Genomic DNA, 24,209 nt, shown 5'->3' with positions numbered 1-24,209 from the left:
CAGTGGTCCACCAGCGGTAGACATCGTTCCCTGCGGCGCCGGCGCCGAGGATGAAACTTTTGAGGTGAAAACATATGGATGAAGCGATCGCGGCTGCCGATACCGCGTGGATGCTGGCGGCTTTTGCCGCCGTCAGCCTGATGGTTCCCGGCCTGGCCATGTTCTACGGCGGGATGGTCAGTGCGAAGAACACGTTGAACATGGCGATGATGACCTTTGGCGCGTTCGCCGTGGTCGGCATCCTGTGGGTGCTGTTCGGTTATTCGGCGGTCCTGGGCAACTCGCTCGGGGACGCCGGGATCCTCGGCGACCCGTTCGAGGCGTTCGGCCTGCAGTCACTGCTGGCCGAACCCGAAACACCGGGACTGCCTCCGGCTCTCGTCGCCGCGTTCCAGTTGTTGTTCGCCGCCATCACCGTGGCGCTGATCTCCGGTGCGGTGGCCGACCGGATGAAGTTCGGTGCCTGGATGGTATTCGCCGGATTCTGGGCCGCGCTGGTCTACTTCCCGGTGGCCCACTGGGTGTTCGCCTTCGATTCGGCTGACGGATCGGTCATCGGCGGCTGGATCGCCAACGACCTGATGGCGATCGACTTCGCCGGCGGAACCGCGGTACACATCAACGCCGGTGTCGCCGCGCTGGCATTGGTACTGGTCCTTGGCAAACGAAAGGTGTTCCCGGCAGCTCCTCGCCCCCACAGCCTGCCGCTGACCATGCTCGGTGCCGGCATCCTGTTCTTCGGGTGGTTCGGGTTCAACGGTGGTTCGGCGCTGGCCGCCGGTAACAGCGCATCGGTTGTTGTCCTCAACACCGTCGCCGCCGCCGCGGCCGGCATCTGCGCCTGGCTGGCGGTGGAGAAGCTGCGCGAAGGACGCGCCACCTCGCTGGGCGCCAGTTCGGGTCTGATCGCGGCACTGGTCGGCATCACCCCGGCCTGTGGCGCCGTGTCGCCCATGGGTGCGCTGCTGGTCGGCGCCGTGGCCGGTGCAGCCTGCTGCCTCGCGGTCTCGATCAAATACCGTCTGGGATACGACGATTCGCTCGATGTCGTCGGAATCCACATGGTGGGCGGCATACTCGGGACCCTCATGGTCGGCCTGATCGCCGACCCCGACGCCCCCAACGGCGTCACCGGTTTGTTCTACGGTGGCGGCCTGGACCTGCTCTGGCGGCAGGCGGTCGCGGTGCTCGCGGTGGTTGTGTACTGCTTCGTGGTCACCTGGCTGCTCGCCAAGGCGCTGGACAAGACCATGGGTCTGCGTGTCCACGAGGATTCCGAGGCAGAGGGGCTCGACGTCTCTGTCCACGGTGAGTCGGCGTACGTGATGGAGAACGCCCCGTTGAGCGCGGCGCCGGTGAAAGAAGTCGATGCCGTTGTCGCTGCAGAGGCGATGACGGAGGCCGCTTCGGAAGAGAAGGCAACTCCGACGGCCACCTGACGAATGATCGATCAAACCCCCTTTCGGCGACCGGTCGAAAGGGGGTTTGTTTGTGGGAAGACACGCGGGAAAGGTTTCATTCCAGGAAACGCTGTCGGCTAGGATGGGCTCTCATGGCAGGTCAAAGCGCACATGTCGTTCGTGACACCGGCGACCCGGCACCAGTGCATCGTGAGGTTGCCGCCGATGCCCCCACCGGGAACGATCTGGAGGCGGCCATCGCGTCCCAGGTGAGAATTCTCCGGAAGGCCACCGGGTTGTCCGTGGGTGACATGGCCGAGCGGGTGGGTATCTCCAAGGCGATGCTCTCGAAGATCGAAAATGCTCAAACATCTTGCAGTCTATCGACTTTGGCGCGCCTGGCCGCGGGCCTCGACGTGCCGGTGACGTCACTGTTCCGCGGAGCCGACACCAAGCGCGAGGCCGTGTTCGTGGAGTCGGGCCACGGCGCAGTCATCGTCGGGCGCGGGACCAGGGTGGGACATCACTACGAATTGCTCGGCGCGCTGCGCGGACAGCACAAACGACTCGAGCCGGTGCTGGTGACCCTGACGGACGCCAGCGAGGTGTTTCCCCGCTTTCAACACGCTGGGACCGAACTGCTCTACATGCTCGAAGGTGTGATGGTCTACGGGCACGGCGATGCCGAATACACGCTGCGGCCAGGCGACTCGCTGCTGCTGGACGGCGAGGGGATCCACGGGCCCAATGATCTGGTCCGTCTTCCCATTCGCTTCCTCGCGGTGACTGCCTACCCCGACAACCACGAAGACTGACGGTGGACGGAACCGGTGAGGATCGGCGGAGTTCGATTGCGGCGAAGCTGAGATCGGCGCCGGATGCCGCGGTCGGGCACGTCCGGCAGCTGCCCGGCGGGTCCGTGGTGCTTCAGCTGGTCTCCGACCTTGCTCGCAGCGAGATCGCGGATCGGTCGATGACCCTTGCCGGGCAGGCCTTCACGTCGATCCTCCCGGTGATGATCGTGCTCTCGACCCTGCGCAGCAACGGATACATCGACCACGCCCTCGACGGCTACGGGCTCTCGGCCGCAGACCTGGCGTTGACGTCAGGGGATACGGGCGAATCGGCGGTCACCTTCGGCGTCATCGGAGCGTTGATGACGGTCATCAGCGCGACGTCCTTCTCTCGTGCCCTCGACCGGATGTATGCCCGAGTCTGGGGCACTCCGAAGCTGACCTTCAGCAAGGGATGGCGGTGGATCGTCGTCGTCCTGGCGATCACCCTCGGCGTGGCGGCCCAGGGTCTCATCGCGAACCTTGGTGACATCGGCTGGATTTTCGGTCTGATCGGTCTCGTTCTGGAGATCTTCGCGGACCTGGCGTTCTGGACGCTGCTCTGGTTCTGGGTCTGCCGCATGCTGACCGAGCGGCGGGTGAACATCCGCTGCAGCCTGTTGACCGGCATGATCTCGGCGATCGGACTGACGGCGCTGTCCTTCGGTTCGCGGGTCGCACTGGGGCCGGTCCTCGACAGCGCCACGAGACAATTCGGCATCCTGGGTGTCATCTTCACCATCATCAGCTGGTTGTTCCTGTTCTCGGCAATCCTGGTCGCCGCCACGGTGATCGTTCACGCGCTGGCGTCGGACCAGGGACGGATCGGCCGCTTTCTGCGAACCCCCGAGAAGCAGGACCCGCACGTCGGAGCTCCCTCGGCGGCCTGAGGGATACGTCGCCGGCAGTTCAGGCGTCCAGCAAACTCACAGCATCAGCGCAGGTTCCCACCATGTCCGGTGGGTCTACTGGGGTTTTCAGAAGATTTTGATCTGGCTCGGCTTTGCAAGGGAGAAGTGATGGGTAAGCGCCGGTTGTTCGGACAAGGACCAGAGGGCGAGGCCCATGAGCACGACCTGGGCCTGGCACACGACATGCAGAAGATGATGTCGCGGCGTGGTGCGCTGGCGCTCTTCGGTGCGGCCGGCGCGGCAACTCTGGTGGCCTGCGGAACCTCCTCGTCGGATTCGAAGACGTCGACCGCGGCGGGTTCGTCGTCGGCCGGTGGCAGTTCGACCACCGGGGCGGCGACCGCGATCGGCGAATGTGTGGACGCCGCGCCGCAGGAGACCGCCGGACCATACCCGGGCGATGGATCGAACGGCCCCAACGTACTGATCGAGTCCGGCATCGTGCGCCAGGACATCACCACCAGCTTCGGCAGCATGTCGGGTACGGCCGAAGGTGTGCCGGTCACGATCACCATGGCCCTGCAGGACCTGACCAAGGACTGCAATCCGGGCGAGGGCATGGCCGTGTACATCTGGCATTGCGACTCCGGCGGCGAGTACTCGCTCTACGGATCCAAAGTGGCTGATCAGAACTACCTGCGCGGCGTACAGGTGGCCGGCGCGGACGGCACGGTCTCGTTCAGGTCGATCTATCCCGCCTGTTATTCGGGTCGCTGGCCCCACATCCATTTCGAGGTCTACGACTCCCTCGAGGTGGCGGTCGCCGGCAGTGATGCCCGGCTGACCTCCCAGATCGCTCTTCCGGAAGACGTCAGCAAGATTGTCTACGCCACGGCCGGATACGAAAAGAGCGTCTCCAATCTCGCGGCGATCAGTCTCGACAAGGACAACGTATTCGGTGACGGCTGGGACGCCGAGATGGCGACCGCCGAAGGCAACGTGGCGGACGGCTACCAGGTCTCGATCACCATCGGTGTCGCCGAGAAGTCGGCGAATGCGCAGGCGGCGCCTCCCGGAGGCGGTGGAGGCCCGGGCGGTCAAGGTGGCCCCGGCGGACTGGGCGGAACGCCCCCAGAGGGGATGACACCACCGGACGGCATGACACGGCCTGAAGGTATGCCGGATATGCCGGCTGCGGGCAGCACCGAGGCCACCAGCACGTAGGGGGGTCTATCTGCTCACGTCTTCTCACGCGGTGCCGCCACCGAACCGCGCCAGTGACCTGGTGACCTCGGACGCGACCACCGCATGCCCGGCCATCGTGAGGTGAATGTGGTCTGCGCTCAACCAATTCGCCCGCAACCTGGCCGGGTGGTCCCAGAATTCGGTGAGGATCGCGTCGTGGCGGATGGCCACCCGGCGCACGATGTCGGCGAAAGCCATGAAGTTGGGGCGCAACGAGCGCAGGGGACCGGTGAAGGCATCGGCCAGGGTGAACATCGACAGCCTGGCCCCGCCTGCGGTCGCGGCGGCGCAAAGATCGTCGAGGTCGCGTTCCACTGCGAGCAGGTTGGCGTCGCGCAGGAACAGATCGTTGCCGCCGCCGGAAACGTGCACCAGATCCGGTTCGAAGTCGAGGGCGGGGCGCACCTGTTCGGCATGGACCTGACCGATGGTGGCGCCGATCTTGCCGGTGTTGAGATAGGCGAGATCTGGATGTACCGACCTCATGGTCGCCGCCAGCCGGTCGGCCCACGGCGCATCGGCGTACCCGGGCCACGGATCACCGGTGCCCGCGGCGATCGAATCGCCGATGACCGCGAACCGGCGCCACGGCGTTCCTGCCAGCATCTCGTGGGCTGCATCGGGGGTCAGCAACATCGGATCGTCCACCTCCCTGTGGTTGTCGATGTCGCGAATGTCATTGTGGCTCATCGGGTCTCTCCTGATGGTTGGGCGGGAATCGTCGACGCGCAGGCCGCGGCCGCCAGAGCGATTCCGGCGCACACGGCGAACATGGTGTGGAAGGTTGACAGCTGGCCGCCTGGGTTGGCAGCGAAGACGGCGGCGAGGATTGCGACCCCCAGCGCCCCGCCGGTCTGCCGGGCGGTCAGGTTCATGCCGATGCCCGTCGCAAACTGCTGCGGCGGAACCGATCCTACGGCGGTGGTCCCGAGCGTCGTGAGTATCACGCCGATACCGCCACCGCCGAGAATCCCGGCGGGCACCCAGGCCTGCCACAGCGCGGGTTCGGCACCCCAGACATCGGTACTCATGTACGCGCACGACGCGGCGAACATGAGGGCGCCGACAACACCCAGTGCGCGTTGACGATTTGCCGGTACCCGCCCGGCGGCCACCGCGGTGACCATGGCGGCGATCGCCCCGACGGTCATTGCCGCCGCCGACTCCAGAACGGAGTAGTGCCAGATCGCGTCGAGCCACAGCGGACCGGCCAGCAGCCACGCGAACATCGCGGCACCGAAGACGAACGAGGTCATGTTGGTGAGCGCGTAGCGGCGGTTGCGCCACAACTCCACGGCGATGGCCGGTCTCGGGTGTCGTCGGGATCGCAACAGGGCCATGGCCAACGCCGCAGTTCCTGTTCCGGCGCACAGCAGCGTTTGCCATGCAAGCCAATCCCACTGGCCGCCTTCGGTGACCGCTGCGACCACGGCCGCGATGCCCAGCGCGGTCGCTGCCGTTCCGAGCCGGTCCGGGTACCCGTGTCGGGCCCTGCGCGTGTCAGCGGTGGTGATGGTCAGTCCGAACATGATGAGAACCGCGGCGATCGGGACGTTGATGATGAAAACCGAACGCCACCCGAACCATTCGACGAGGACGCCACCGATGGCGGGCCCGACCGCTGCGGCAAACCCGCCGGCGGCGGTCCATGCGGCGACCGCGACTCCGACGCGTTTCGGTTCGGTGGCGCCGAGCACCAATCCGAGTCCGGCCGGGATCATCAACGATGCGGCCGCACCCTGCAGGAACCGGCCGCCGATCAGCAATCCGGCATCGGGTGCGAAGGCGCACAGTAGTGAGGTGATCGCGAAAGCCCCCAGCGCATAGAGGAATACGCGGCGCCGCCCGAGGACATCGGCGAAGCGGCCCGCCGGGGTGAGCAAGGCGGCGAAGGCAACCGCGTATCCGCTGACCACCCAGGTGAGTGTGGTCGCCGGGGTGGCGGTGAAGTCACGGGCGATCGCCGGAAAGGCGATGTTGACGACCGACAGGTCGAGGAATGCGATGAAGGCCGCACCACAGGCGACCAGCAGCGACAGCCGGGCCGATCGGGTTGCGGCTCTGGAGGGTGGCGGGACGGTGCCCGGCTCGGAAACCTCGGTCATGGGATTCCCTCTCGGAGTATTGGAGGACGGGGAACTGGATCAACAAACAATACGGACGATCGTGCGGATTTATAAAAAGTACGACCGATCGTTCGACTTTGCAAGACCCAGATGCCACGATGGAGAGATGGCCGAGCTGACGCAGACCTCCGACCAGCGCTTGGTCAAGGGGGCGCGCGCCCGGGCGACCATCGCGCGCCACGCCGCCGACGTGGCCTCCGTGGAAGGACTCACCGGGCTCAGCCTCGGTAAGCTCGCCGCCGATCTGGGTCTGAGTAAAAGTGGTGTCGCCACCCTGTTCGGCACCAAAGAAAATCTGCAGGTCGCCGCAGTGCAGGCGGCCCGTGAGGTCTTCATCGACCACGTCGTGAAGCCGGCGTTCGGCGAGCCCCGGGGGATGCCCCGACTGCTGGCGCTCGTCGACAACTGGTTCGACTACGTCAGTGGGCCCGTCCTGCCCGGCGGTTGTTTCCGCGTCGCCACCACCGTGGAGTTCGACAGCCGCAGCGGCCCGGTTCGTGACGCGATCGACGCCGATCGCCGCGACTGGTTCGCGCTGCTGGAAACGGAGATCGGACGCGCCCAGGACCAAGGTCATCTCGCGGGACGCGATGCCCACGCCCTGGCCTTTCAGCTCGATGCCATCGTGGCCGCCGCCAATACCGGCGCCCGGATGGGCGACGAGACGGCGATACCGACGGCGCGCACGATCGTCAACAGCCTGCTCGGGGCGGCCGCGTAAGCCGAATCCCAGGCACGGCGCATCGCGTTGTGCCGCTTACCGTCGTCCATTCGGTAACTCATGCGGTATCGTCGATCCCGACATGCCGGACACGTGTGCGGCCATCGGGGTTTTTCTGCGACTGGTTGACCAGTTTCGCGAAATAGTGATGTTGACCTCACTTGATGGGGCATGCTATTCAAGTGCTCAGCAATGCAAGGCGAGTGCTCAGCAATCGGCGGGGAACGGACACAGCCCAGGGGTCCGGAGTTCGACCGAGAACGTGAATGGCAACGGCCAGTCATGCACCACGAGGGAGGCGTATTACGTGAGTGACTTCGATTCGATCGACTTCTTTACGGATCAGTCGATAATTCCTGACCCGAATCCGTACTTCGATCACCTGCGGTCACAGTGCCCGGTGCTGGTCGAACCCCACCACGGAGTGGTGACGGTGACCGGACACGACGAAGCGCTCGCGGTGTTCCGCGACACCGAGAACTTCTCGTCCTGCAATGCGGTCGGCGGGCCTTTCCCCGACCTGCCGTTCACCCCCGAGGGCGACGACATCAGTGATCTCATCGCCCGGTACCGCCCCCAGATGATCATGCACGAGCACATGGTCACGATGGACAACCCCGAACACAAACTGTCCCGCGGACTGCTGAACCGCTTGTTCACGCCTCGCCGCATCAAGGAAAACGAAGAGTTCATGTGGCGTCTGGCCGACACGCAACTCGACGAGTTCGTCAAGAGCGGTAGTACCGAGATCTTGAAGGACTACGCAAAACCCTTCGCGCTGTTGGTCATTGCCGACCTCCTCGGTGTGCCGGAAGAGGACCACGACGAGTTCCGCACCCGTCTCGGGTCACCGCGTGAAGGCGCCCGGGTGGGTTCACTCGACGACGACACGCTCGATCAGAATCCGCTGGAATGGCTGGACTCCAAGTTCAGCAAGTACATCGAGGACCGGCGGAGAGAACCCCGCGGTGACGTGCTGACCGCGCTGGCGGAGGCCAAGTATCCGGACGGTTCGATCCCCGAGGTCATCGACGTGGTGCGTTCTGCCACATTCGTATTCGCGGCGGGACAGGAAACCACGGTCAAGTTGCTCAGTGCCGGACTGCGGTTCCTGGCCGAAGACCCGGAGTTGCAGCAGCGCATCCGCGACGACCGCACGCTGATCGGGAACTTCATCGAAGAAACCCTCCGGATGGAGGGGCCCGTCAAGTCGACGTTCCGGCTGGCCAAGAAGACCACCACCGTCGGCGACCTGGATGTCAAAGCCGGTACCACGGTCATGCTCTGTGTCGGCGCGATCAACCGTGACCCCTCACGCTTCGACAACCCGCACGAGTTGGATCTCGAGCGGCACAACGTCAAGGAGCAGATGGCATTTGGCCGGGGCATCCACTCGTGCCCCGGTGGGCCGCTGGCAAAGGTCGAAGGCGAGGTCTCCTTCAATCGTTTCCTCGATCGGATGGGCAACATCCGGATCAACGAGGAGAAGCACGGTCCCAAGGACGCTCGCGTCTTCAACTTCGAACCGACCTACATCCTGCGTGGTCTGACCGAGTTGTACCTCGACTTCACGCCGATCGACTGAGCGTGGCGATGACCGAATTGGAGAACGACGGCACCGTGAGCCGGGTCGCCGTCATCACCGGTGGCGCCTCGGGTATCGGACTGTCGGTGGCACAGCATCTTGCCGCGGCCGGACATCGCATCGCGATCTTCGACCTGAGCGGCGACGAGGCCCACAAGGCGGCCGAGGACCTGAGATCTCGTGGGACCGAGGCGATGTCGGCCGAAGTGGACGTCACCGACCGGGCTGCGATCGACGCCGCACTCGGTCGGGTTCGGGAGGCGTTCGGCCCGGTGCAGATCCTGGTGACCAGTGCCGGCATCGAAGCGCAATTGCCGTTCACCGACATCACCGCGCAGGGGTGGGAACGCATGCTCTCGGTCAACCTCACCGGGACGTTCAATGCGGCGCAGGCGGTCATCCCGGATATGACGGCCGCCGGCTGGGGACGGATTGTCACGATTTCGTCGTCCAGCGCGCAGGGCGGAGCACCACAACGGGCGCACTATGTGGCGTCGAAGGGTGGCGTGATCGCCCTGACCAAGGCTCTGGCGTACGAGTATTCGCCGGAGGGGATCACGGTGAACACCATTCCGCCGTCGATCATCGACACCCCGATGGCTCAGCAGGGCGTCAAGAACGGATACATCCCGGCGATCAGCGATCTTGCCGCGATGACTCCCGTTCGCCGGGCGGGACTGCCGGACGACGTGGGTGCTGCCGCGGCATTCCTGTGCACCGAGCAGGCCGGTTTCATCACCGGGCAGAGCATCGGGGTCAACGGCGGCTGGTACATCTAGCCGGGATCTGTGAAAAGCGGGGGGGAATCCGCTCGATCATGACACATCGATAACGACGACAGCCATACTCGATACTTGTCGCCTCGCGTTCACAAGCGGTGAAATCGACTCCACTGCTTGTGATCCGGGGGGATCAAGGGGGAATCAAGAATGCTGAGTGAACGTACGTCACCCGCCGTGGGCACACGGCCAGGTATCACTGCAGCCGAGAGTTGTTGATGGCCATTCTCGATCATCCGCCGACCGCCGGGTCCAAGGGCACGGCGCCTCGCAAGCGGGATACCGAGCCGCGGGATCGGGCACCGCGGCGGTCGGCCGTCGGTGAGATCACCGGTTGGATGCGCGGCTACGTCCGTCGCCATCCGAAGGCCTCACTGGAAACCGTTGGCGGTCAATGCGTCTTGGGACTGCGGGCGATTCAGTACCTGATCATCGACATCGTCCGGCTGCGGTTCCCGTTCGAAGAGTTCGTGCGACAGTCGGCCTTCATGGCCTCGGCGTCGGCCATGCCCACCGTGTTCGTGGCCGTACCCATCGGCATGACGCTGTCCATCCAGTTCGCCCTGTTGGCAGGTCAGGTGGGTGCGACGTCGATGGCCGGTGCGGCCAGCGGTCTGGCGGTCATCCGGCAGGGCGCCCCGATGGTCGCGGCGTTGCTCATGGCGTCGGCCGCCGGTTCGGCGATCTGCGCCGATCTCGGTTCCCGCAAGATCCGGGACGAGATCGACGCGATGGAGGTGATGGGGCTGTCGGTGATCCAGCGACTGGTCGTGCCGCGCCTGGCGGCGGCGATCCTCGTCGGCGTGAGTCTGACCGGTGTCGTGTGCTTCGTGGGGTTCTTCTCCGGCTACCTGTTCAACACCTTCGTGCAGAACGGAACCCCCGGCACATTTGTCTCCACCTTCGCATCGTTCGCCACGGTCGGCGACTTCTATCTGACGATGCTCAAGGCGGTGGTCTTCGGGGCGATCGTGGCAATCGTGGCCTGTCACAAGGGTTTGAACACCAGGGGTGGACCGGCCGGCGTCGCGAATGCGGTCAACGCGACGGTGGTCGCCTCCATCATCCTGTTGATGGTGGTCAACGTCGGCTTCACCCAGCTGTACGTACTGCTGTTCCCGCGGACGGGTTTCTAGATGGCGTCGAAATACTATCCACCCGGAACGCGCCCCTTTGTCAGAGCCGCCAACGCGCAGGGCGTCCTGGTCATGCGCCTGGGTCACATGGTCGCGTTCCTGGTCCGGGCGCTGGTGTCGATCCCGTTGACGCTGCGCCACTATCGCAAGGAGTTCCTGCGGATTCTCTCGGACGTGACCTGGGGCAACGGATCGATCGTCGTCGGCGGCGGTACTGCCGGTGTGATCATCGTCCTGGGAGCGGCGGCGGGCGCGCTGGTGGCGATCGAGGGCTATCAGGCGCTGCATCTGCTCGGTCTGGAGCCGGCGACCGGCATGGTCGCATCGACGGCCGTCACCCGGGAACTGGCACCGATCATGGCCTCACTGGCCTTTGCCGCGCAGGCCGGTTGCCGGTTCACCGCCCAACTCGGTGCGATGCGGATCTCCGAGGAGATCGACGCGATGGAAGCCCTGGCCATCCGCCCCATCCCGTACCTGGTGACCACCCGGCTGCTCGCCTCGATCGTTGCCATCATCCCGCTCTACCTGGCCTGTCTGACTCTGAACTATGTGACGGTGCAGATGATCGTCGGCCTTTCCAGCGGCATGCCCGCCGGAACCTACGAGCACTATTTCCGGCTGGTGCTCGGCGGCACCGACGTCTTGTACTCGTTGGCCAAGGCAGTCGTGTTCGTGATCGTGACGTCGACGATCCAGTGTTACTACGGCTATTACGCGGCCGGTGGACCACAGGGTGTCGGTACGGCGGCCGGACGGGCGATGCGCGCGAGCATCTCGGCGATGATCGTCCTGAATCTGCTGCTGACGATGGCATTCTGGGGCGTCGGCACCGGTGCAAGGCTCGGTGGTTGAGATGGCGGTCATGTTCGACGCAGACCCGCGGGGGAACTCCAACACGCGGCTGTACCTGATCGGTATCAGCGTGTTGGTCGTGGTCACACTGCTCCTGGTGGCGTTGATGGCCAAGGTGAACGGCAAGTTCGACGACGTCCTGAAGGCCACCGCCGTACTCGCCGACGTCGGTGACGGACTGCCCAACAACTCGGACGTCAAATACCGCGGTGTGCTGGTCGGCACCGTCAGTGGCCTGGAACCGGGACAGGCCGGCGGGACGAATCATGTCGACCTTGCGCTCGATCCCGCGTACGCCCGGGACATTCCGCAGACGGTGACCGCACGAGTGGTGCCCAGCAACGTCTTTGCCGTCTCGTCGATCCAGCTGATCGACAACGGTGCGGCGCCGCCACTGACCGAAGGGGCGATCATCGAACAGGACGAGAGTGCCTCGACCATCCAGTTGCAGACCGCCATGACCAAACTCCGGGAGATCATCGCCGCGTCGGCCCGGGTGGGTACCGATGAAACGGTGGGACTGCTGGCGGTGGTGGCGCAGGCCACCGATCGCCACGGTGCCGAGATCTCGGACGCCGGAGCCGCACTCGATCGGATCACCAGAGAAATGGACGCGATCATCGGAACCGGCGATGGGCGATCGACTCTGAGCGCACTGAGCGGTGCGGTCCAGGGTTTGAACGAGTCGGCGCCCGAATTGCTCGACGTGATGCACAGCGCGGTCGTGCCGATGAAGACCCTCGCGGAGAAGAACCGTGGGCTGAACGAATTGTTGGCGGGCGCCTCGACCACTCTGGCGACGGCGAACACGGCACTGGCGAACAACACCGACACGATCATCGGGATCACCACCAACCTGTCGCCGGTGCTCGGTGTGCTCGCCGACGGTGGATCGTCGTTCTCCCAGATCACCACCAGCCTGGCGAACATCTCGGACAAGTGGTTCGAGGAGTTCTGGCCGGTCGGTGCACGGAACGGCGCCGGAAAGTTCCTGTTCCAGTTCACCCCTCACCGCATGTTCACCCGCGCCGACTGCCCGCGTTACGGCGCGCTGGAAGGGGCGAGTTGCCAGACGGCTCCGGTGGGGGATGGGACGTCGGTGTTCCCCTCCCGAAGCGGGGCGCAGAACTTCATGTCCGCACCGATGGGAGGCAACGTCGGCTCGGTGGGCAGCGCGCAGGAACAAGAGGTGCTCGGCCAGATCATCGGTGAGGCCCCCAGCGCTGCGTCCACCCTCTTGCTCGGACCGCTCGCCCGTGGGACCACGATCGATGTCGCTGCGGCGGAAGAGGAGCCGCAGTCATGAGTTATCGCAAGCCACTCATCGGTCTGATCATCTTCCTGGTCGTCTCGATTGTGTTGACGTGGACCGTCTTCAACACCCTGCGGCGCAGCGTCGACGGTCCGTCGACCTCGTATACGGCGGTGTTCAGCGATGTATCGGGTCTCGGTATCGGCGATGACGTCCGGATGGCCGGTGTCCGGGTGGGGCGGGTCGATTCGATCGAGCTGGACGGGCTGGTGGCCAAGGTCGGCTTCCGGGTGGAATCCGACCAGAAGATCTACGGCGACACGAAGGCCTCGATCACCTACGAGAACATCATCGGTCAGCGCTACCTGGGACTCTCACTCGGCGATTACGGTGACCCCCGTGTCATGAAGGGTGGCGAGATCCCGCTTGAACGGACGGAACCATCATTCAACATCTCGGTGCTGCTCAACGGATTCGAGCCGCTCTTCAGTGTTCTGGATCCCAACCAGATCGACAACATCACCACCTCCATCATCCGGGCCCTGCAGGGCGACAACGGGTCGATCACGACCCTGGTCGCGCAGACATCCGAACTCGCGGAATCGTTTGCCGGACCCGATCAGATACTCGGAGACATCATCGGCAACCTCGACGGCATCGTTCGGACCTTTGCCGAACAACGTGGCGCGGTCGACACGGTGATCACCCAATCGCAGGCGATGTTCACCCAATTGGCCCAACGGCGTGAAGAACTCGTGACCTCCATCGATTCGATCTCGACGGTGGTGGGGCGGGTGGCCACACTGGCCAATGAGGCCGCCCCGGAACTCGACCAATTCCTCACCCGGCAACCGGGTTTCGCCAAGCACTACATGGAGAACCTGGATGCGTTCGCGTACCTGGGCTTCAATGTCCCGATCCTGCTCAAGGGCCTGGCCCGCGTCACTCAGGCCGGCGCGTACATCGACACCTACCTGTGCACCCTGAATGTCACGTACATTCCGGCGCTGAGCAACGTGATCCCGTCCATCGTCGACGCTGCCACACCCGGCGGCAAGACCACGTTCTCCCCGGCGTGCCAGTGAGGACATCATGCTGAAACGAATGGTCTCCGGAGCGGGCGGGGTGATCCGCCGGCCGGTCGAAAAGTACAACATGGCAGTGCTCGGCGCGGTGACGGTGGGCATCATCGTGGTCTTGCTGGTCGCCCTGGTGCAGGTTGCGGGGGCCGGGATCGGCAAGGTCAGATACGACGCCGACTTCGCGCAGGCGGCCGGCGTCAGCCCAGGTGATTCGATCACCGTTGCCGGTGTGTCGGTTGGTACGGTCGTCGCGACGCGGTTGGCGGGTGACCACGTGGTGGTGACGTTGGAGATCGACGACGATGTGAAGCTGGGTGCGGACACCACCGCCTCCATCCAGCTCACGACGTTGTTGGGTTCGCGGTACGTCGAACTCAAACCGGCCGGCACCGGGGGTCTTCCGGGTGGACGGATCAACCTGGCGCACACGGCTGTTCCCTACGACCTGCAGCAGCTGATCACCAGCGCCACCACAACCTTCGAACAGGTCGACTTCGCGAACATCGGAGAGACGATGTCCACACTCTCGGCGCAGCTCGAGGGGACGCCGGAGCTGATTCCGCAGGTGCTGACCAATGTCGAGAGCCTGGCATCGATCATGGCCGATCGGCGGGGGCAGGTCGGCTCGTTACTGGACAGCACCAAAGTGCTCACCGACGTGATCCGCAAACAGCAGGGCAACCTGGGATCATTGATTGCGCAGGGCCGGGAGGTGTTGCAGGAGATCAACTCTCGGCGCGCCATGATCGACCAGCTTTTTGCTGCAACAACAGAACTGGTGGACCAGCTGCAGACGATCGTGGTGGACAACCGCCCCGCGGTCGATGAGCTGATCACGAATTTGAACGGGATGCTGCAGACCCTGGCATCCAACGATGATCTGCTGCGCAACGCCCTGCAGATCCTGCCGGTCCCGATCCGCAATTTCGCCAACGTCACCGGCACCGCGAACGAAGCCGACTTCACCTCGATAGCAGGGCCGTTCGTCGATTCCTGGATGTGCGCGATCAGTGGCCGGGCGAACCAGGTGAACCTTCCCGAATACCTCAAGGACTGCAAATGAGGACGCGCAAGGCGATCGTCAAGGTCGCCCTCATCGTGATGCTGGTCGCTGTGGTCTGCTTCGGCAGCGTCCGCGCTGCCACCGCTTCTGAGGGATCGATCCGGGTCAGCGCACTGTTCGACAATGCGGTCGGGCTGTACGAGGGCAACGCGGTGTCGGTGCTGGGGATGCCGGTGGGGACGGTGGAGACGATCACGCCGAAGGGCACCCACGTGGAGGTGGCGATGAAGATCGACAGCGACGTCGAGATCCCGGCAGACGTGAACGTGGTGACCGTGTCGACCTCGATCCTCACCGACCGGCACATCGAACTGTCACCGGCCTATACCGGTGGGCCGACGTTGGAGAACAACGATCAGGTGGGTCCCGCCCGCACCAAGACCCCGGTCGAGTTCGACCGGTTGCTGGCGATGGCCGACGACCTCGCCGTCGAACTCCAAGGTGATGGGCAGGGTGCCGGCCCGGTCGCGGAGCTGCTCGATGTCGGATCGGCGATCACCGAAGGCAACGGCCAGGACATGCGCGGTGCGTTGACGCAGTTGTCCAACGCGCTGCGGATGGGCGAAGACGGGGGCGTCGAGACCAAGAACGCGATCACCACCGTCGTCGACAACCTGTCGGTCCTGACCGGTGCCGCAGCCTCCAACGACGGGCAGATCCGGGAGTTCGGTTCTGCGATCAGTCAACTGAGCGACATCCTCGCCGACCAGGACCTCGGGGCAGGCAACACCGGCGCCCAGGTCAACGAGATCCTGTTGCAGGCAGAAAGTCTGCTCCGGGACAACCAGGGAAACCTGAAAACAACCGCGACCGACGCCAATACGCTCGTGAAGTCGCTGGCGGACTATCGGCGGGAGATCGGCGAGTTCCTGGATGTCACACCGATGTTGCTGGACAGCGTCTACAACATCATCGATCAGGACAACAAGGTCGCCAGGGTCCATGCGCAGATCGAGAAGGTGTTCTTCGACGGCCAGCTGTTGAAAGAAGTGTGCAACGTGTTGGGATTGCGTCAACTGGGCTGTGCCACCGGGACGCTGTCCGATTTCGGCCCCGACTTCGGGGTCTCGGCAATGCTCGAGGGCATGGCAGGACTGCCCCGATGAGGCGCCGGGGACAGGTCGCGTTCGGCGGAGCGCTGGTTGCGCTCACGGTGTTCACCAGCGCGTGTTCGATGGACCTCGAGTCGGTGCCGCTGCCCGCGCGCAGTGTCGCCGGCGACACGTACACGCTTTACGCCACCTTCCAGAACGCACTCAATCTCCCGAATCAGGCGAAGGTCAAACTCGCCGGTGCAGACATCGGTGAGGTCGAAGGTATGCGGGTCGAGGACTACACGGCCGTTGTCACGCTGAAGATCAGCGAGAAGGTGAGCCTGCCGTCCGGCACCCGCGCGGAATTGCGTTCGGCGACACCGCTCGGCGACATCTTCGTGGCGGTGCAGCCGCCCCCGGATGCGGCCCCTGATGGCGCGGTCCTGCACAACGGAGATGCCATCGAGATCGAGCAGACCTCCGCGGCCGCCACCATCGAGGAAGTGCTGACCACGTCGGCACTGCTGGTCAACGGTGGCGTGATCCGCAATCTGACCAAGGTCATCAACGGCCTGGGGACAGCGGTGGGGGACAAAGGGGATCGGCTGGGTGCGCTGATCGACCAGTCCACCAGCCTGATCGGCAAGCTCTCGGCCCGTTCGAGCGAGATCCGCACCACCCTGAACCAGACCAATCGACTGGTGTCGACGTTGTCGGCCGGTCAGAGCACCATCACCGATGCGATCGCGGCGGCGGGGCCGGCGCTGACCGTCCTCAACGCGAACACCGGTCAGATACTCGGCGTCGTCAAGCAGCTCGCCGACGTCACCGCCCAGTTGGCCGAGTTCCCGTCGGTTGCCGGTACGGGTGACCGCGGAATGATCGCCGACCTCAACGCGCTTGCGGCCGAACTCAATGCCGCCGCGACCAACCCCGAGGCCGACCTCGACAAGGTGAACGCGTTGCTGGCGCCGGTCATCAAGATCACCAATGGCACCGCGGCCCATCCGTATGCCGATCTCGAAGATCTCTCGATCGGTGCGGTTGCGGACCCGGGGCACTCGGCCGATCCGGGAAGCCGACTCCCGACCCTGGAAACCGACGGCGCCAACGCCATCGGCACACTGACCCACACCCTCGAGCGGCTGCGTGGCCATCTGACGGGACCGCGCCGATGACCCAGCAACTCGAGTACGCCACCGGGCCTTTGGAGACACCGGCAAAACTGGTCGTCAACGGTGTGGGGAAGATGGTCGACCATCGACTGTGGCTGTCGGTCGGCGCCCTGCTGACGGTGCTGGTCCTCGGCGTCACCTACCTGGTGTTCGGGGTCTTCCAGGCCGATCCGACCGCCACGAAGATGACGGTGCGGGTCAACCTCGCATTGTCGGGTGGGTTGCTACCGAACCAGGACGTGACCCTGCGAGGTGTGCCGATCGGCAAGGTCGCGAAGGTCGAACTCTCGGATGACGGGGTGGTGGCGGTTGCCACGATCCAAGGCGGAGTGCAGATCCCCAGTGATGGCGAGGTCAGGGTCGCCGGACTGTCACCGGCGGGCGAGCAGTACCTCGACTTCCGGCCCACCACCGATGACGGCCCCTACCTGACCGACGGCTCGGTGGTAGAGGCTGACCAGACCACCACACCGGTTCCGATGGCCGATCTGCTGGGCGACCTCGACGGGATGTTGGCACAGATAGAGCCCGAAAAAGTCGAGACGATCATCACCGAACTGGGGGTCGGTCCGCAGGGTCCCGAGAAGCTGGAATCGATCATCACCGGCGGAACCTTCCTCATCAATACGCTCGATTCGGTGCTCCCGCAGACGGTCAGCCTGCTCAACAACAGTCGGGTTGTCCTGGGCACTCTCGAGGAGATGAGCCCGGGGCTGGCGGACACGTCGGCGAATCTTGCCGGAACGTTGGACGGAATAGCGTCGATGGACAAGGGCTTCCGGACGTTCATCGACCAGACCCCGGCGACGTTGAAGGCCGTCGACTCGATCATCGCCGACAACTCACCGACGATGGTCCAGCTCCTGGGGAGCCTGACGACCGTCGCCCAGCTGACCTATCTGAGAGTTCCTGCGTTGCAAGAGTTCTTCTTCCCGCAGGACCGCGACGGTTCGACCCTCGACGCGATCGCATCGGTCATGCGCGACGGAGGTATCTGGGCTGCGGTGAACATCTATCCGCGGAAGAACTGCCAATACGATCTGCCGCGCCGTCCACATTGGCAGGTGGACTTCCCGGAGCCGTATCTCTACGGCACGTACTGCACGGAAGACGATCCGTCGCAGCTGATCCGGGGTGCGGCCAATGCTCCACGTCCCGCCGGCGACGATTCGGGCGGTCCGCCACCCGGTGCCGATCCGCTCGCCACGGCATCACCGACCCCCATCGGGCCGGAGTCGATTCCGTTGCCCTATGCGGGCCCTGTCCTGCCCTCGGCGCCATGACCACACAACAGCCAGGTGGTCACCACAACCACAGCGGAGACAATCCAGAGGAGAGAACGATGAGCAAGCTCAGCGGAACGGTCACCTCCACGCCCGAAGAAAAGTGGGGATTGATGGCCGAGGACGCGGACACCGAAGCCGAATCCGAAGCCGCAGAAGCGGATACCCCGGTGGCCACGGTCGACATCTCGAAGGCCGGCACTTCATCGGACGTGGTCGAGAGGCCGGCAGCCGATGAGGGTGCCGAGGACAAGGCACTCAAGGACAAGGCCACCGACGAAAAGGCCACCGACGAGAGCGGCAAGGATACCGGCGGCCGTTCCTGGCGGACGGTGTTCAGGATTCGCCGGATCGCCGTGGGCGCGCTGGCAGTCATCGCCATCGCGGCAATCGTGGTGGCCGCGGTCCTGGGCTGGAAGCTGAACGAGCAGAACAACATCGATGCGGCTGCCGACGAAGCCCGGGCGGCGGCTGAGCAATATGCGGTCACCCTGACCAGTGTCAGCTCGGACAGGCTGGACCAGAACTTCGCGGCCGTACTCGACGGAGCCACCGGGGAGTTCAAGGACATGTACTCGCAGTCGAGCGGGCAGCTGCGCGATCTGCTGGTCGAGAACAAGGCGAATGCCCAGGGTACGGTCATCGACTCGGGTATCAAGTCGGCGACGGCGTCCAAGGTGGAGGTCATGCTCTTTGTCGACCAGAGCGTCACCAACACCGCGACGCCGGACGCGAGAATCGACCGGAGCCGTGTCCTGATGACCATGGAGAAGGTCGACGGACGCTGGCTGGCCTCCAAGGTCGACCTGCCCTGACGCACCCAAGCCAGTGGCGCTGCCGCCCTTCCCGCCCAATCGATTTGGAACGGGCGACAGCATCACACGCTTTTCACACTATGGAGTTGTCAAAGATGCGTGCGCGGTCCCGACAAGATCTCGGGTGCGCTGGTGGTGGAAAGTTGGTTCAGGCGGCGAGGGTCAGGGTTCGTCGGTTGTAGGCCGGTAAAGGTTTTCGCTGCGGATCGATATCGGCCGGCGGGATCATCCACGGGTGTCCGTCCGAGCCCATGATCACGTCCCAGCCGGTGTTGTGGACCGCCATGTGGCAGGTGCGGCACAACAAACACCCGTTTTCCAACGTCGTCGCACCGCCGTCCACGAAGTGCACGATGTGGTGGCAGTCCGACCAGCTGGCATGGCCACCGCATTTCACGCAGCAGGTGTCGCGGACGATGATCGCTTTACGCACCAGACCGGTGAACAACCGTTTCGGTGGACTCAGATCGATCGGGACCTCCTGACCATCGAGGGTGATCGAGGTGATCGACGAATCGCACGCCAACATCGCAGCGGTAGCTTCGGTGATCGGGCCCATCCACGGCAAGGTGGCGGCCTCGGGATGATCGGCGGGCACGGTGACCGTCACTTCGGTCCGTGGTGCTGACACCAGCGTTTGCCCACCACCACCGCAATCCAACAAACGGTGCAACGCATCAGCGCGGCGTTGCTCGGGACTTCGGCTGTCGTCCGAGCCGTCGGGTTCGGGGCGCGCCCGGGACCAGCGATCCAACGCCGAGTGCAACTTTTCCCCGATGACCGCATCGAGATCGAATGTGCCGACACAGCGGCCGTCACGGACTTTGTAGTCGAGACTGTTCAGTGACCGGTCTTCGGCCGGTGGCGGGCCCCCGGTATCTTTGGCGACCTCGTTGCCCAGCGCTCGAGCGGCGGCGCCGATCTCCGCGGGCGGCGCCCCGGAGATGGCGTGGTTCAACAGTTTCCGCTCGAACCCGACCTTCTGCTCGGCGGTGACCGGATCCTCCGACCGGTCGACGACATGTGCCACACCCTTGACCACCGCGTCCACGTGTTCGGAGGACAGAAACCCGTCGCGTGAATACCCGGCCGTACGATCCAGGCCGGCCAAACCGGTTCCGATCCGCAGCCACCGATATGCGGATGCTGGGGCTGCACCGTTGGACTGCAACAACTTTGACGTTGTCGACCCGGACTTACGGGCGATCCCCGACTCGTCGATCACCGCCGCACACACTGCAAGTTGATGCTCGGTGGCGTTGCGCAGCGTGATCAGATCTTTCACCACCCCCAGCACGACATCCGCGTCGTCGGGTATCGGCAGGTCAACCAGATCGTCGACCATATCGAGAAGTCGCATGCGCAGCACCTTCCAAGGAGAGAGCACAAACCGGGAACGTCGACCGGAGTGTCTCTGCGGGGAAGGCGTCAGATACGTGGGGCGTGCGGTCGACTGACTCCAGTGTACCCATTCGAACACGCGTTCGCAAGGGTTATAACTGCCAATAGTGTTTGCCTGCAGCATCTTTCGGTAGCGATACGAAGTATCCGGGGTGGTCGTGGTCCCGCAATCGAACGCGTCGGGTTCCGTCGACCTTTATGTAAGTGACTATTGCTGTGGGAGTGGACGGTGCATCCCATGGTGCGTCAGTGTGTCCGGGACGCCGAAGCTTCCGGGGAGTGAATCACTACGAGCGCTTGTGAGTGCACGCAGGTGAGTGGCGGTCACCTCGACGCGCGCTTTCGACACGCCTCTGGCGGTTGCGTTGTACATCTGCGTCTCTTGGGCACCAACTGATTTGGCCAGTCCCGCCATCTCGATGATGGCACTGTCCTCGGCGCGCTTGAGTCGCCTCTGAGAAGCGGCCATAACTAGGTGCAGCACCCGCTTCGCCATCCACGTGCCTCGCCGGTCGAGGTCGATGTGGCACCACCACGAGTTGCCGGCAACATCCGTTTCAAAATCCGAACTCAGGACCACTTATGTCACGTCGCGCTGGCGGGGTGGCGACGAACGTATCAGTTCTCAGCCGCGGGATGAGGTGACGCAGGTGGCAACCGGTTGCTATTTCATGCGTTGCCACGTCGGGAACTGCTCTGTGAGGGTGTGGGGTTTGGGGAATGAGGACCCGATGCTGCGCAGGCCGGACGTGATTCGATGAGATCTCGAGGTCTGCGGTTGAATGCGGCGCTGGGCCGCGCCATGGCGGATTGGGCCCGAAGCCGAGCGGGCATCACATTCTGTGCTTACGTTGGAGGATGGGCGGCACGTCGAATCGGCTTGGCCGGTTACAAAGGGGTGCGGGCAGAACGGGCCGCGGCCGCGTGGAGGAGTTTGAGATGCAGGACGTGCTGGCAGATCTGATGCGTATCTGGCGTTCGGGTGCCACCGCAGGCGTCGGCACGGTTGTGCAGACCTTCCGGTCGGCGCCACGGCCCCCTGGTGCGCTGATGGTGGTGTCTCCGGACGGGGCGGTGAGCGGTTCGGTGTCGGGCGGATGTGTCGAAGGCGCTGTCTACGAGCTGGCCGCTGCCGCTGCGGCGTCCGGTGTCCCGGCGATGGAGCGGTACGGGGTATCGGATGACGATGCCTTCGCGGTCGGGCTGACCTGTGGCGGAATCCTGGACGTTTTCGCCGAGGCGATCTCGCAGGAGACCTTTCCCGAACTCGGTGACATCGCCGACGACATCGACAATCACCGTCCGGTCGCGATCGCGACCGTGATCGAACACCCGGATTCGGAGTGGGTGGGTCGACGGCTCGTCATCCGGCCGGGATCGGTGGAGGGGTCGCTCGGGTCGGGTCGGGTGGACAGCGCGGTGATCGACGACGCGCGGGGGCTCCTGGCCTCCGGGCGCAGCGAGATCTTGCACTACGGACCGGACGGAGAACGCCGGGGCGAAGGCATGGCGGTATTTGTGTCCAGTCACGCGCCCCGTCCGCGGATGCTTGTGTTCGGCGCGATCGACTTTGCCGCCGCGGTGGCACAGCAGGGATCGTTCCTCGGCTACCGGGTGACCGTCTGTGATGCGCGCCCGGTGTTTGCCACATCGGCCAGGTTTCCGACCGCTGACGAGGTCGTGGTCGATTGGCCCCATCGATATCTCACCGAGCAGGTCGACGCCGGTGCCGTGGACGGACGGACGATCATCTGCGTCCTGACCCATGATCCGAAGTTCGACGTTCCGCTACTGGAGGTCGCGCTGACAATGCCCGAGGTTGCGTATGTCGGCGCGATGGGGTCGCGGCGCACCCACGAGGACCGGATCGAGCGTCTGCGAGCAGTCGGCTTGACCGACGACCAGATCGCGCGATTGGCGAGTCCGATCGGACTCGACCTGGGGGCGCGGACGCCGGAGGAGACCGCGGTCTCGATTGCCGCAGAGATCATCGCCCGGCGATGGGGCGGCGGGGGTCGCCCCTTGACCGAGACGGACGGACCGATCCATCATCCGCAGGACCGCCTGCAGGAGTCCAGCGTCCCAGCAGAGAACAGGTGAGCGCGGCGGCCTATCGGAACGTCTCCTGGACACCCTCGGACCACTTCTCCGGTGCCGCTTCAGCTCGCTTCGTGCCGTCCAGTCCTGCCCTGCGCAGTGCATTCGGTCACATCTGGTGCGGGTCGTCGCAGGTCAGGCGTTGTCGGCCGAAGAACGTTCACCCCGGTGGAATGATTCGGACCACGGTCCGGTTAGATCATACGTAGTCCCAGCCAACAGACTTTTCAAGGAGAACCGCATGAGCGCCACCATCACCACCACCGATCTGGAAGCCGGCACCTGGACCATCGATCCGACCCACTCGGCGGTCGCCTTCTCCGTTCGCCACCTGATGGTGAGCAAGGTACGTGGAAACTTCGAGACCTTCTCGGGAGCCATCACCGTCGACGAGAACGGTGTCCCGTCCGTCACCGCCGAGATCGACGTCGCCTCGATCAACACCGGAAACGAAGGCCGTGACGGCCACATCCGCTCCGCGGACTTCTTCGAGGTCGACAAGTATCCGACTGCGACCTTCACCTCGACCGCGGTCAAGGCCGACGGCGACGACTACCTGGTCGACGGCGACTTCAGTCTTCACGGCGTCACCCGGCCGGTCACGCTCAAGCTCGAGTTCAACGGCGTCAACCCGGGCATGGGTAACGGCCCGGTTGCCGGCTTCGAGGCCTCGGTTGTCCTCAACCGCAAGGACTTCGGCATCAACATCGATATGCCGCTGGAGACCGGTGGCAGTGTTGTCGGCGACAAGATCGCCATCACACTCGACATCGAGGCAGCCAAAACTGCCTGACTTCGCGCAGTAACGCCGACGTCCAAGCGGCGGTCGTGTGTCCGGATTACCCCGGATGCACGGCCGCCGCTGTCGTGTATCGGGACCGCGGATGAGGTCAGCGCGGACCGAAGCCGGCCATCAGCATGTCGATGAGCGCTTCGATGAACGTCGGATCCACCGGCTCTCTCGTGAGCAGGACGCGCGCGTAGATCGGCGCGTGGATCACTTCGAGGAGCAGCGGATAGTCGGGTTCGGTGGTGATGTCGATTTCTCCGCGCTCGGCCGACCGTCTGAATATCGAGGTCATCACCTCGATCCGGGCCTGCGTCATCCGGCGTTGCATTTCGACGAGTGGACCGATGTCGATGGGCATGGCCACGAGTCGTGAGAGCGTCTTCACCTGGGGTTTGGTGAGGGCGGCATGGAGATCGATGGTCAGTGCGATCAGGTCGCCTCGCAGAGACCCGGTATCGGGCGCGTCGATCGTCGAATCGAACTGATCGAGCAGGGCGTCGGTGACCAACTGTTCCTTGGTCTTCCATCTGCGGTAGATGGAGGTGACATGCACGCCTGCCCGGTCCGCCACCTGCGCGATGGTGAGCCCGTCGAGGCCGACGTTGAGCAGTTCGTTCACGGTCGCCGACATCACGCGATCCCGGACGGCCGCCCCGCGTCGGTGTGACCGGCTCCGTGATGTCGTC

The 24,209-nt window shown here is 64.5% G+C and carries 22 protein-coding genes; 18 read left to right on the top strand and 4 right to left on the bottom strand.

The window, feature by feature from the left end:
- Positions 1 to 74: 74 nt before the first annotated feature.
- The 4 genes from AC51GR_RS11260 (at position 75) to AC51GR_RS11245 (ending at position 4,308) form a co-directional block, all read left to right on the top strand.
- Complete coding sequence (locus AC51GR_RS11260; RefSeq protein WP_496324732.1) at positions 75 to 1,439, top strand: ammonium transporter; 1,365 nt, start codon at positions 75 to 77, stop codon at positions 1,437 to 1,439.
- Between the two features lie 113 nt (positions 1,440 to 1,552).
- A complete protein-coding gene (locus tag AC51GR_RS11255; protein WP_496324731.1) occupies positions 1,553 to 2,215 on the top strand; it encodes a helix-turn-helix domain-containing protein in 663 nt (220 codons plus the stop codon).
- Positions 2,216 to 2,217: 2 nt separating this feature from the next.
- Positions 2,218 to 3,123 (top strand): YhjD/YihY/BrkB family envelope integrity protein, encoded by a 906-nt coding sequence (locus AC51GR_RS11250; RefSeq protein WP_496324730.1) that lies wholly within the window; start codon positions 2,218 to 2,220, stop codon positions 3,121 to 3,123.
- Between the two features lie 129 nt (positions 3,124 to 3,252).
- On the top strand, positions 3,253 to 4,308 hold the full coding sequence (locus AC51GR_RS11245; RefSeq protein ID WP_496324729.1) for a dioxygenase family protein: 1,056 nt from the start codon (positions 3,253 to 3,255) through the stop codon (positions 4,306 to 4,308).
- A gap of 24 nt (positions 4,309 to 4,332) precedes the next feature.
- Here the strand turns inward: AC51GR_RS11245 and AC51GR_RS11240 are convergent, their stop codons facing one another.
- Together AC51GR_RS11240 and AC51GR_RS11235 are read right to left on the bottom strand one after the other, a co-directional pair.
- On the bottom strand, positions 4,333 to 5,019 hold the full coding sequence (locus AC51GR_RS11240; RefSeq protein WP_496324728.1) for an SGNH/GDSL hydrolase family protein: 687 nt from the start codon (positions 5,017 to 5,019) through the stop codon (positions 4,333 to 4,335).
- Positions 5,016 to 6,434, bottom strand: a complete 1,419-nt coding sequence (locus AC51GR_RS11235; protein ID WP_496324727.1) for an MFS transporter — start codon at positions 6,432 to 6,434, stop codon at positions 5,016 to 5,018. Before AC51GR_RS11235 ends, AC51GR_RS11240 begins: the two co-directional genes overlap by 4 nt.
- Before the next feature lie 127 nt (positions 6,435 to 6,561).
- On the opposite strand from AC51GR_RS11235, the gene AC51GR_RS11230 reads away from it, so the two are divergent.
- The 12 genes from AC51GR_RS11230 (at position 6,562) to AC51GR_RS11175 (ending at position 19,235) form a co-directional block, all read left to right on the top strand.
- A complete protein-coding gene (locus AC51GR_RS11230) occupies positions 6,562 to 7,176 on the top strand; it encodes a TetR/AcrR family transcriptional regulator (protein WP_496324726.1) in 615 nt (204 codons plus the stop codon).
- Between the two features lie 307 nt (positions 7,177 to 7,483).
- A complete protein-coding gene (locus AC51GR_RS11225) occupies positions 7,484 to 8,761 on the top strand; it encodes a cytochrome P450 (protein ID WP_496324725.1) in 1,278 nt (425 codons plus the stop codon).
- Positions 8,762 to 8,769: 8 nt separating this feature from the next.
- Positions 8,770 to 9,540: an SDR family NAD(P)-dependent oxidoreductase gene (locus AC51GR_RS11220; protein ID WP_496324724.1), complete on the top strand. Its 771-nt coding sequence runs from the start codon at positions 8,770 to 8,772 to the stop codon at positions 9,538 to 9,540.
- Between the two features lie 218 nt (positions 9,541 to 9,758).
- On the top strand, positions 9,759 to 10,676 hold the full coding sequence (locus tag AC51GR_RS11215; protein ID WP_496324723.1) for an MlaE family ABC transporter permease: 918 nt from the start codon (positions 9,759 to 9,761) through the stop codon (positions 10,674 to 10,676).
- Positions 10,677 to 11,531 (top strand): MlaE family ABC transporter permease, encoded by an 855-nt coding sequence (locus AC51GR_RS11210; RefSeq protein WP_496324722.1) that lies wholly within the window; start codon positions 10,677 to 10,679, stop codon positions 11,529 to 11,531. It begins immediately after the preceding gene.
- A 1-nt stretch (position 11,532) separates the two neighbouring features.
- A complete protein-coding gene (locus AC51GR_RS11205) occupies positions 11,533 to 12,837 on the top strand; it encodes an MlaD family protein (protein WP_496324721.1) in 1,305 nt (434 codons plus the stop codon).
- A complete protein-coding gene (locus AC51GR_RS11200; RefSeq protein WP_496324720.1) occupies positions 12,834 to 13,868 on the top strand; it encodes an MlaD family protein in 1,035 nt (344 codons plus the stop codon). Before AC51GR_RS11205 ends, AC51GR_RS11200 begins: the two co-directional genes overlap by 4 nt.
- A gap of 7 nt (positions 13,869 to 13,875) precedes the next feature.
- On the top strand, positions 13,876 to 14,928 hold the full coding sequence (locus AC51GR_RS11195; RefSeq protein ID WP_496324719.1) for an MCE family protein: 1,053 nt from the start codon (positions 13,876 to 13,878) through the stop codon (positions 14,926 to 14,928).
- Positions 14,925 to 16,034, top strand: coding sequence for an MCE family protein (locus tag AC51GR_RS11190; protein ID WP_496324718.1), 1,110 nt, complete (start codon positions 14,925 to 14,927; stop codon positions 16,032 to 16,034). Before AC51GR_RS11195 ends, AC51GR_RS11190 begins: the two co-directional genes overlap by 4 nt.
- On the top strand, positions 16,031 to 17,140 hold the full coding sequence (locus AC51GR_RS11185) for an MlaD family protein (protein ID WP_496324717.1): 1,110 nt from the start codon (positions 16,031 to 16,033) through the stop codon (positions 17,138 to 17,140). Before AC51GR_RS11190 ends, AC51GR_RS11185 begins: the two co-directional genes overlap by 4 nt.
- Complete coding sequence (locus AC51GR_RS11180; RefSeq protein ID WP_496324716.1) at positions 17,137 to 18,420, top strand: MlaD family protein; 1,284 nt, start codon at positions 17,137 to 17,139, stop codon at positions 18,418 to 18,420. Before AC51GR_RS11185 ends, AC51GR_RS11180 begins: the two co-directional genes overlap by 4 nt.
- 59 nt (positions 18,421 to 18,479) lie before the next feature.
- Positions 18,480 to 19,235: an Rv1363c family protein gene (locus AC51GR_RS11175; RefSeq protein ID WP_496324715.1), complete on the top strand. Its 756-nt coding sequence runs from the start codon at positions 18,480 to 18,482 to the stop codon at positions 19,233 to 19,235.
- Between the two features lie 148 nt (positions 19,236 to 19,383).
- On the opposite strand, the gene AC51GR_RS11170 is transcribed toward AC51GR_RS11175, so the two are convergent.
- Complete coding sequence (locus AC51GR_RS11170; protein WP_496324714.1) at positions 19,384 to 20,595, bottom strand: HNH endonuclease; 1,212 nt, start codon at positions 20,593 to 20,595, stop codon at positions 19,384 to 19,386.
- 980 nt (positions 20,596 to 21,575) lie between these two features.
- Here AC51GR_RS11170 and AC51GR_RS11165 point away from each other — a divergent pair.
- Both AC51GR_RS11165 and AC51GR_RS11160 read left to right on the top strand, forming a co-directional pair.
- Positions 21,576 to 22,736 carry an XdhC family protein gene (locus tag AC51GR_RS11165; RefSeq protein WP_496324713.1) on the top strand — a complete coding sequence of 387 codons (1,161 nt, stop codon included), beginning with the start codon at positions 21,576 to 21,578 and terminating at the stop codon, positions 22,734 to 22,736.
- 238 nt (positions 22,737 to 22,974) lie between these two features.
- A complete protein-coding gene (locus AC51GR_RS11160) occupies positions 22,975 to 23,526 on the top strand; it encodes a YceI family protein (protein ID WP_496324712.1) in 552 nt (183 codons plus the stop codon).
- A 97-nt stretch (positions 23,527 to 23,623) separates the two neighbouring features.
- On the opposite strand, the gene AC51GR_RS11155 is transcribed toward AC51GR_RS11160, so the two are convergent.
- Positions 23,624 to 24,154, bottom strand: coding sequence for a TetR/AcrR family transcriptional regulator (locus AC51GR_RS11155; protein WP_496324711.1), 531 nt, complete (start codon positions 24,152 to 24,154; stop codon positions 23,624 to 23,626).
- Positions 24,155 to 24,209: the final 55 nt, after the last annotated feature.

This window comes from Williamsia sp. z71, assembly GCF_059553375.1.
This window is presented reverse-complemented; position numbering and strand designations above follow the sequence as displayed.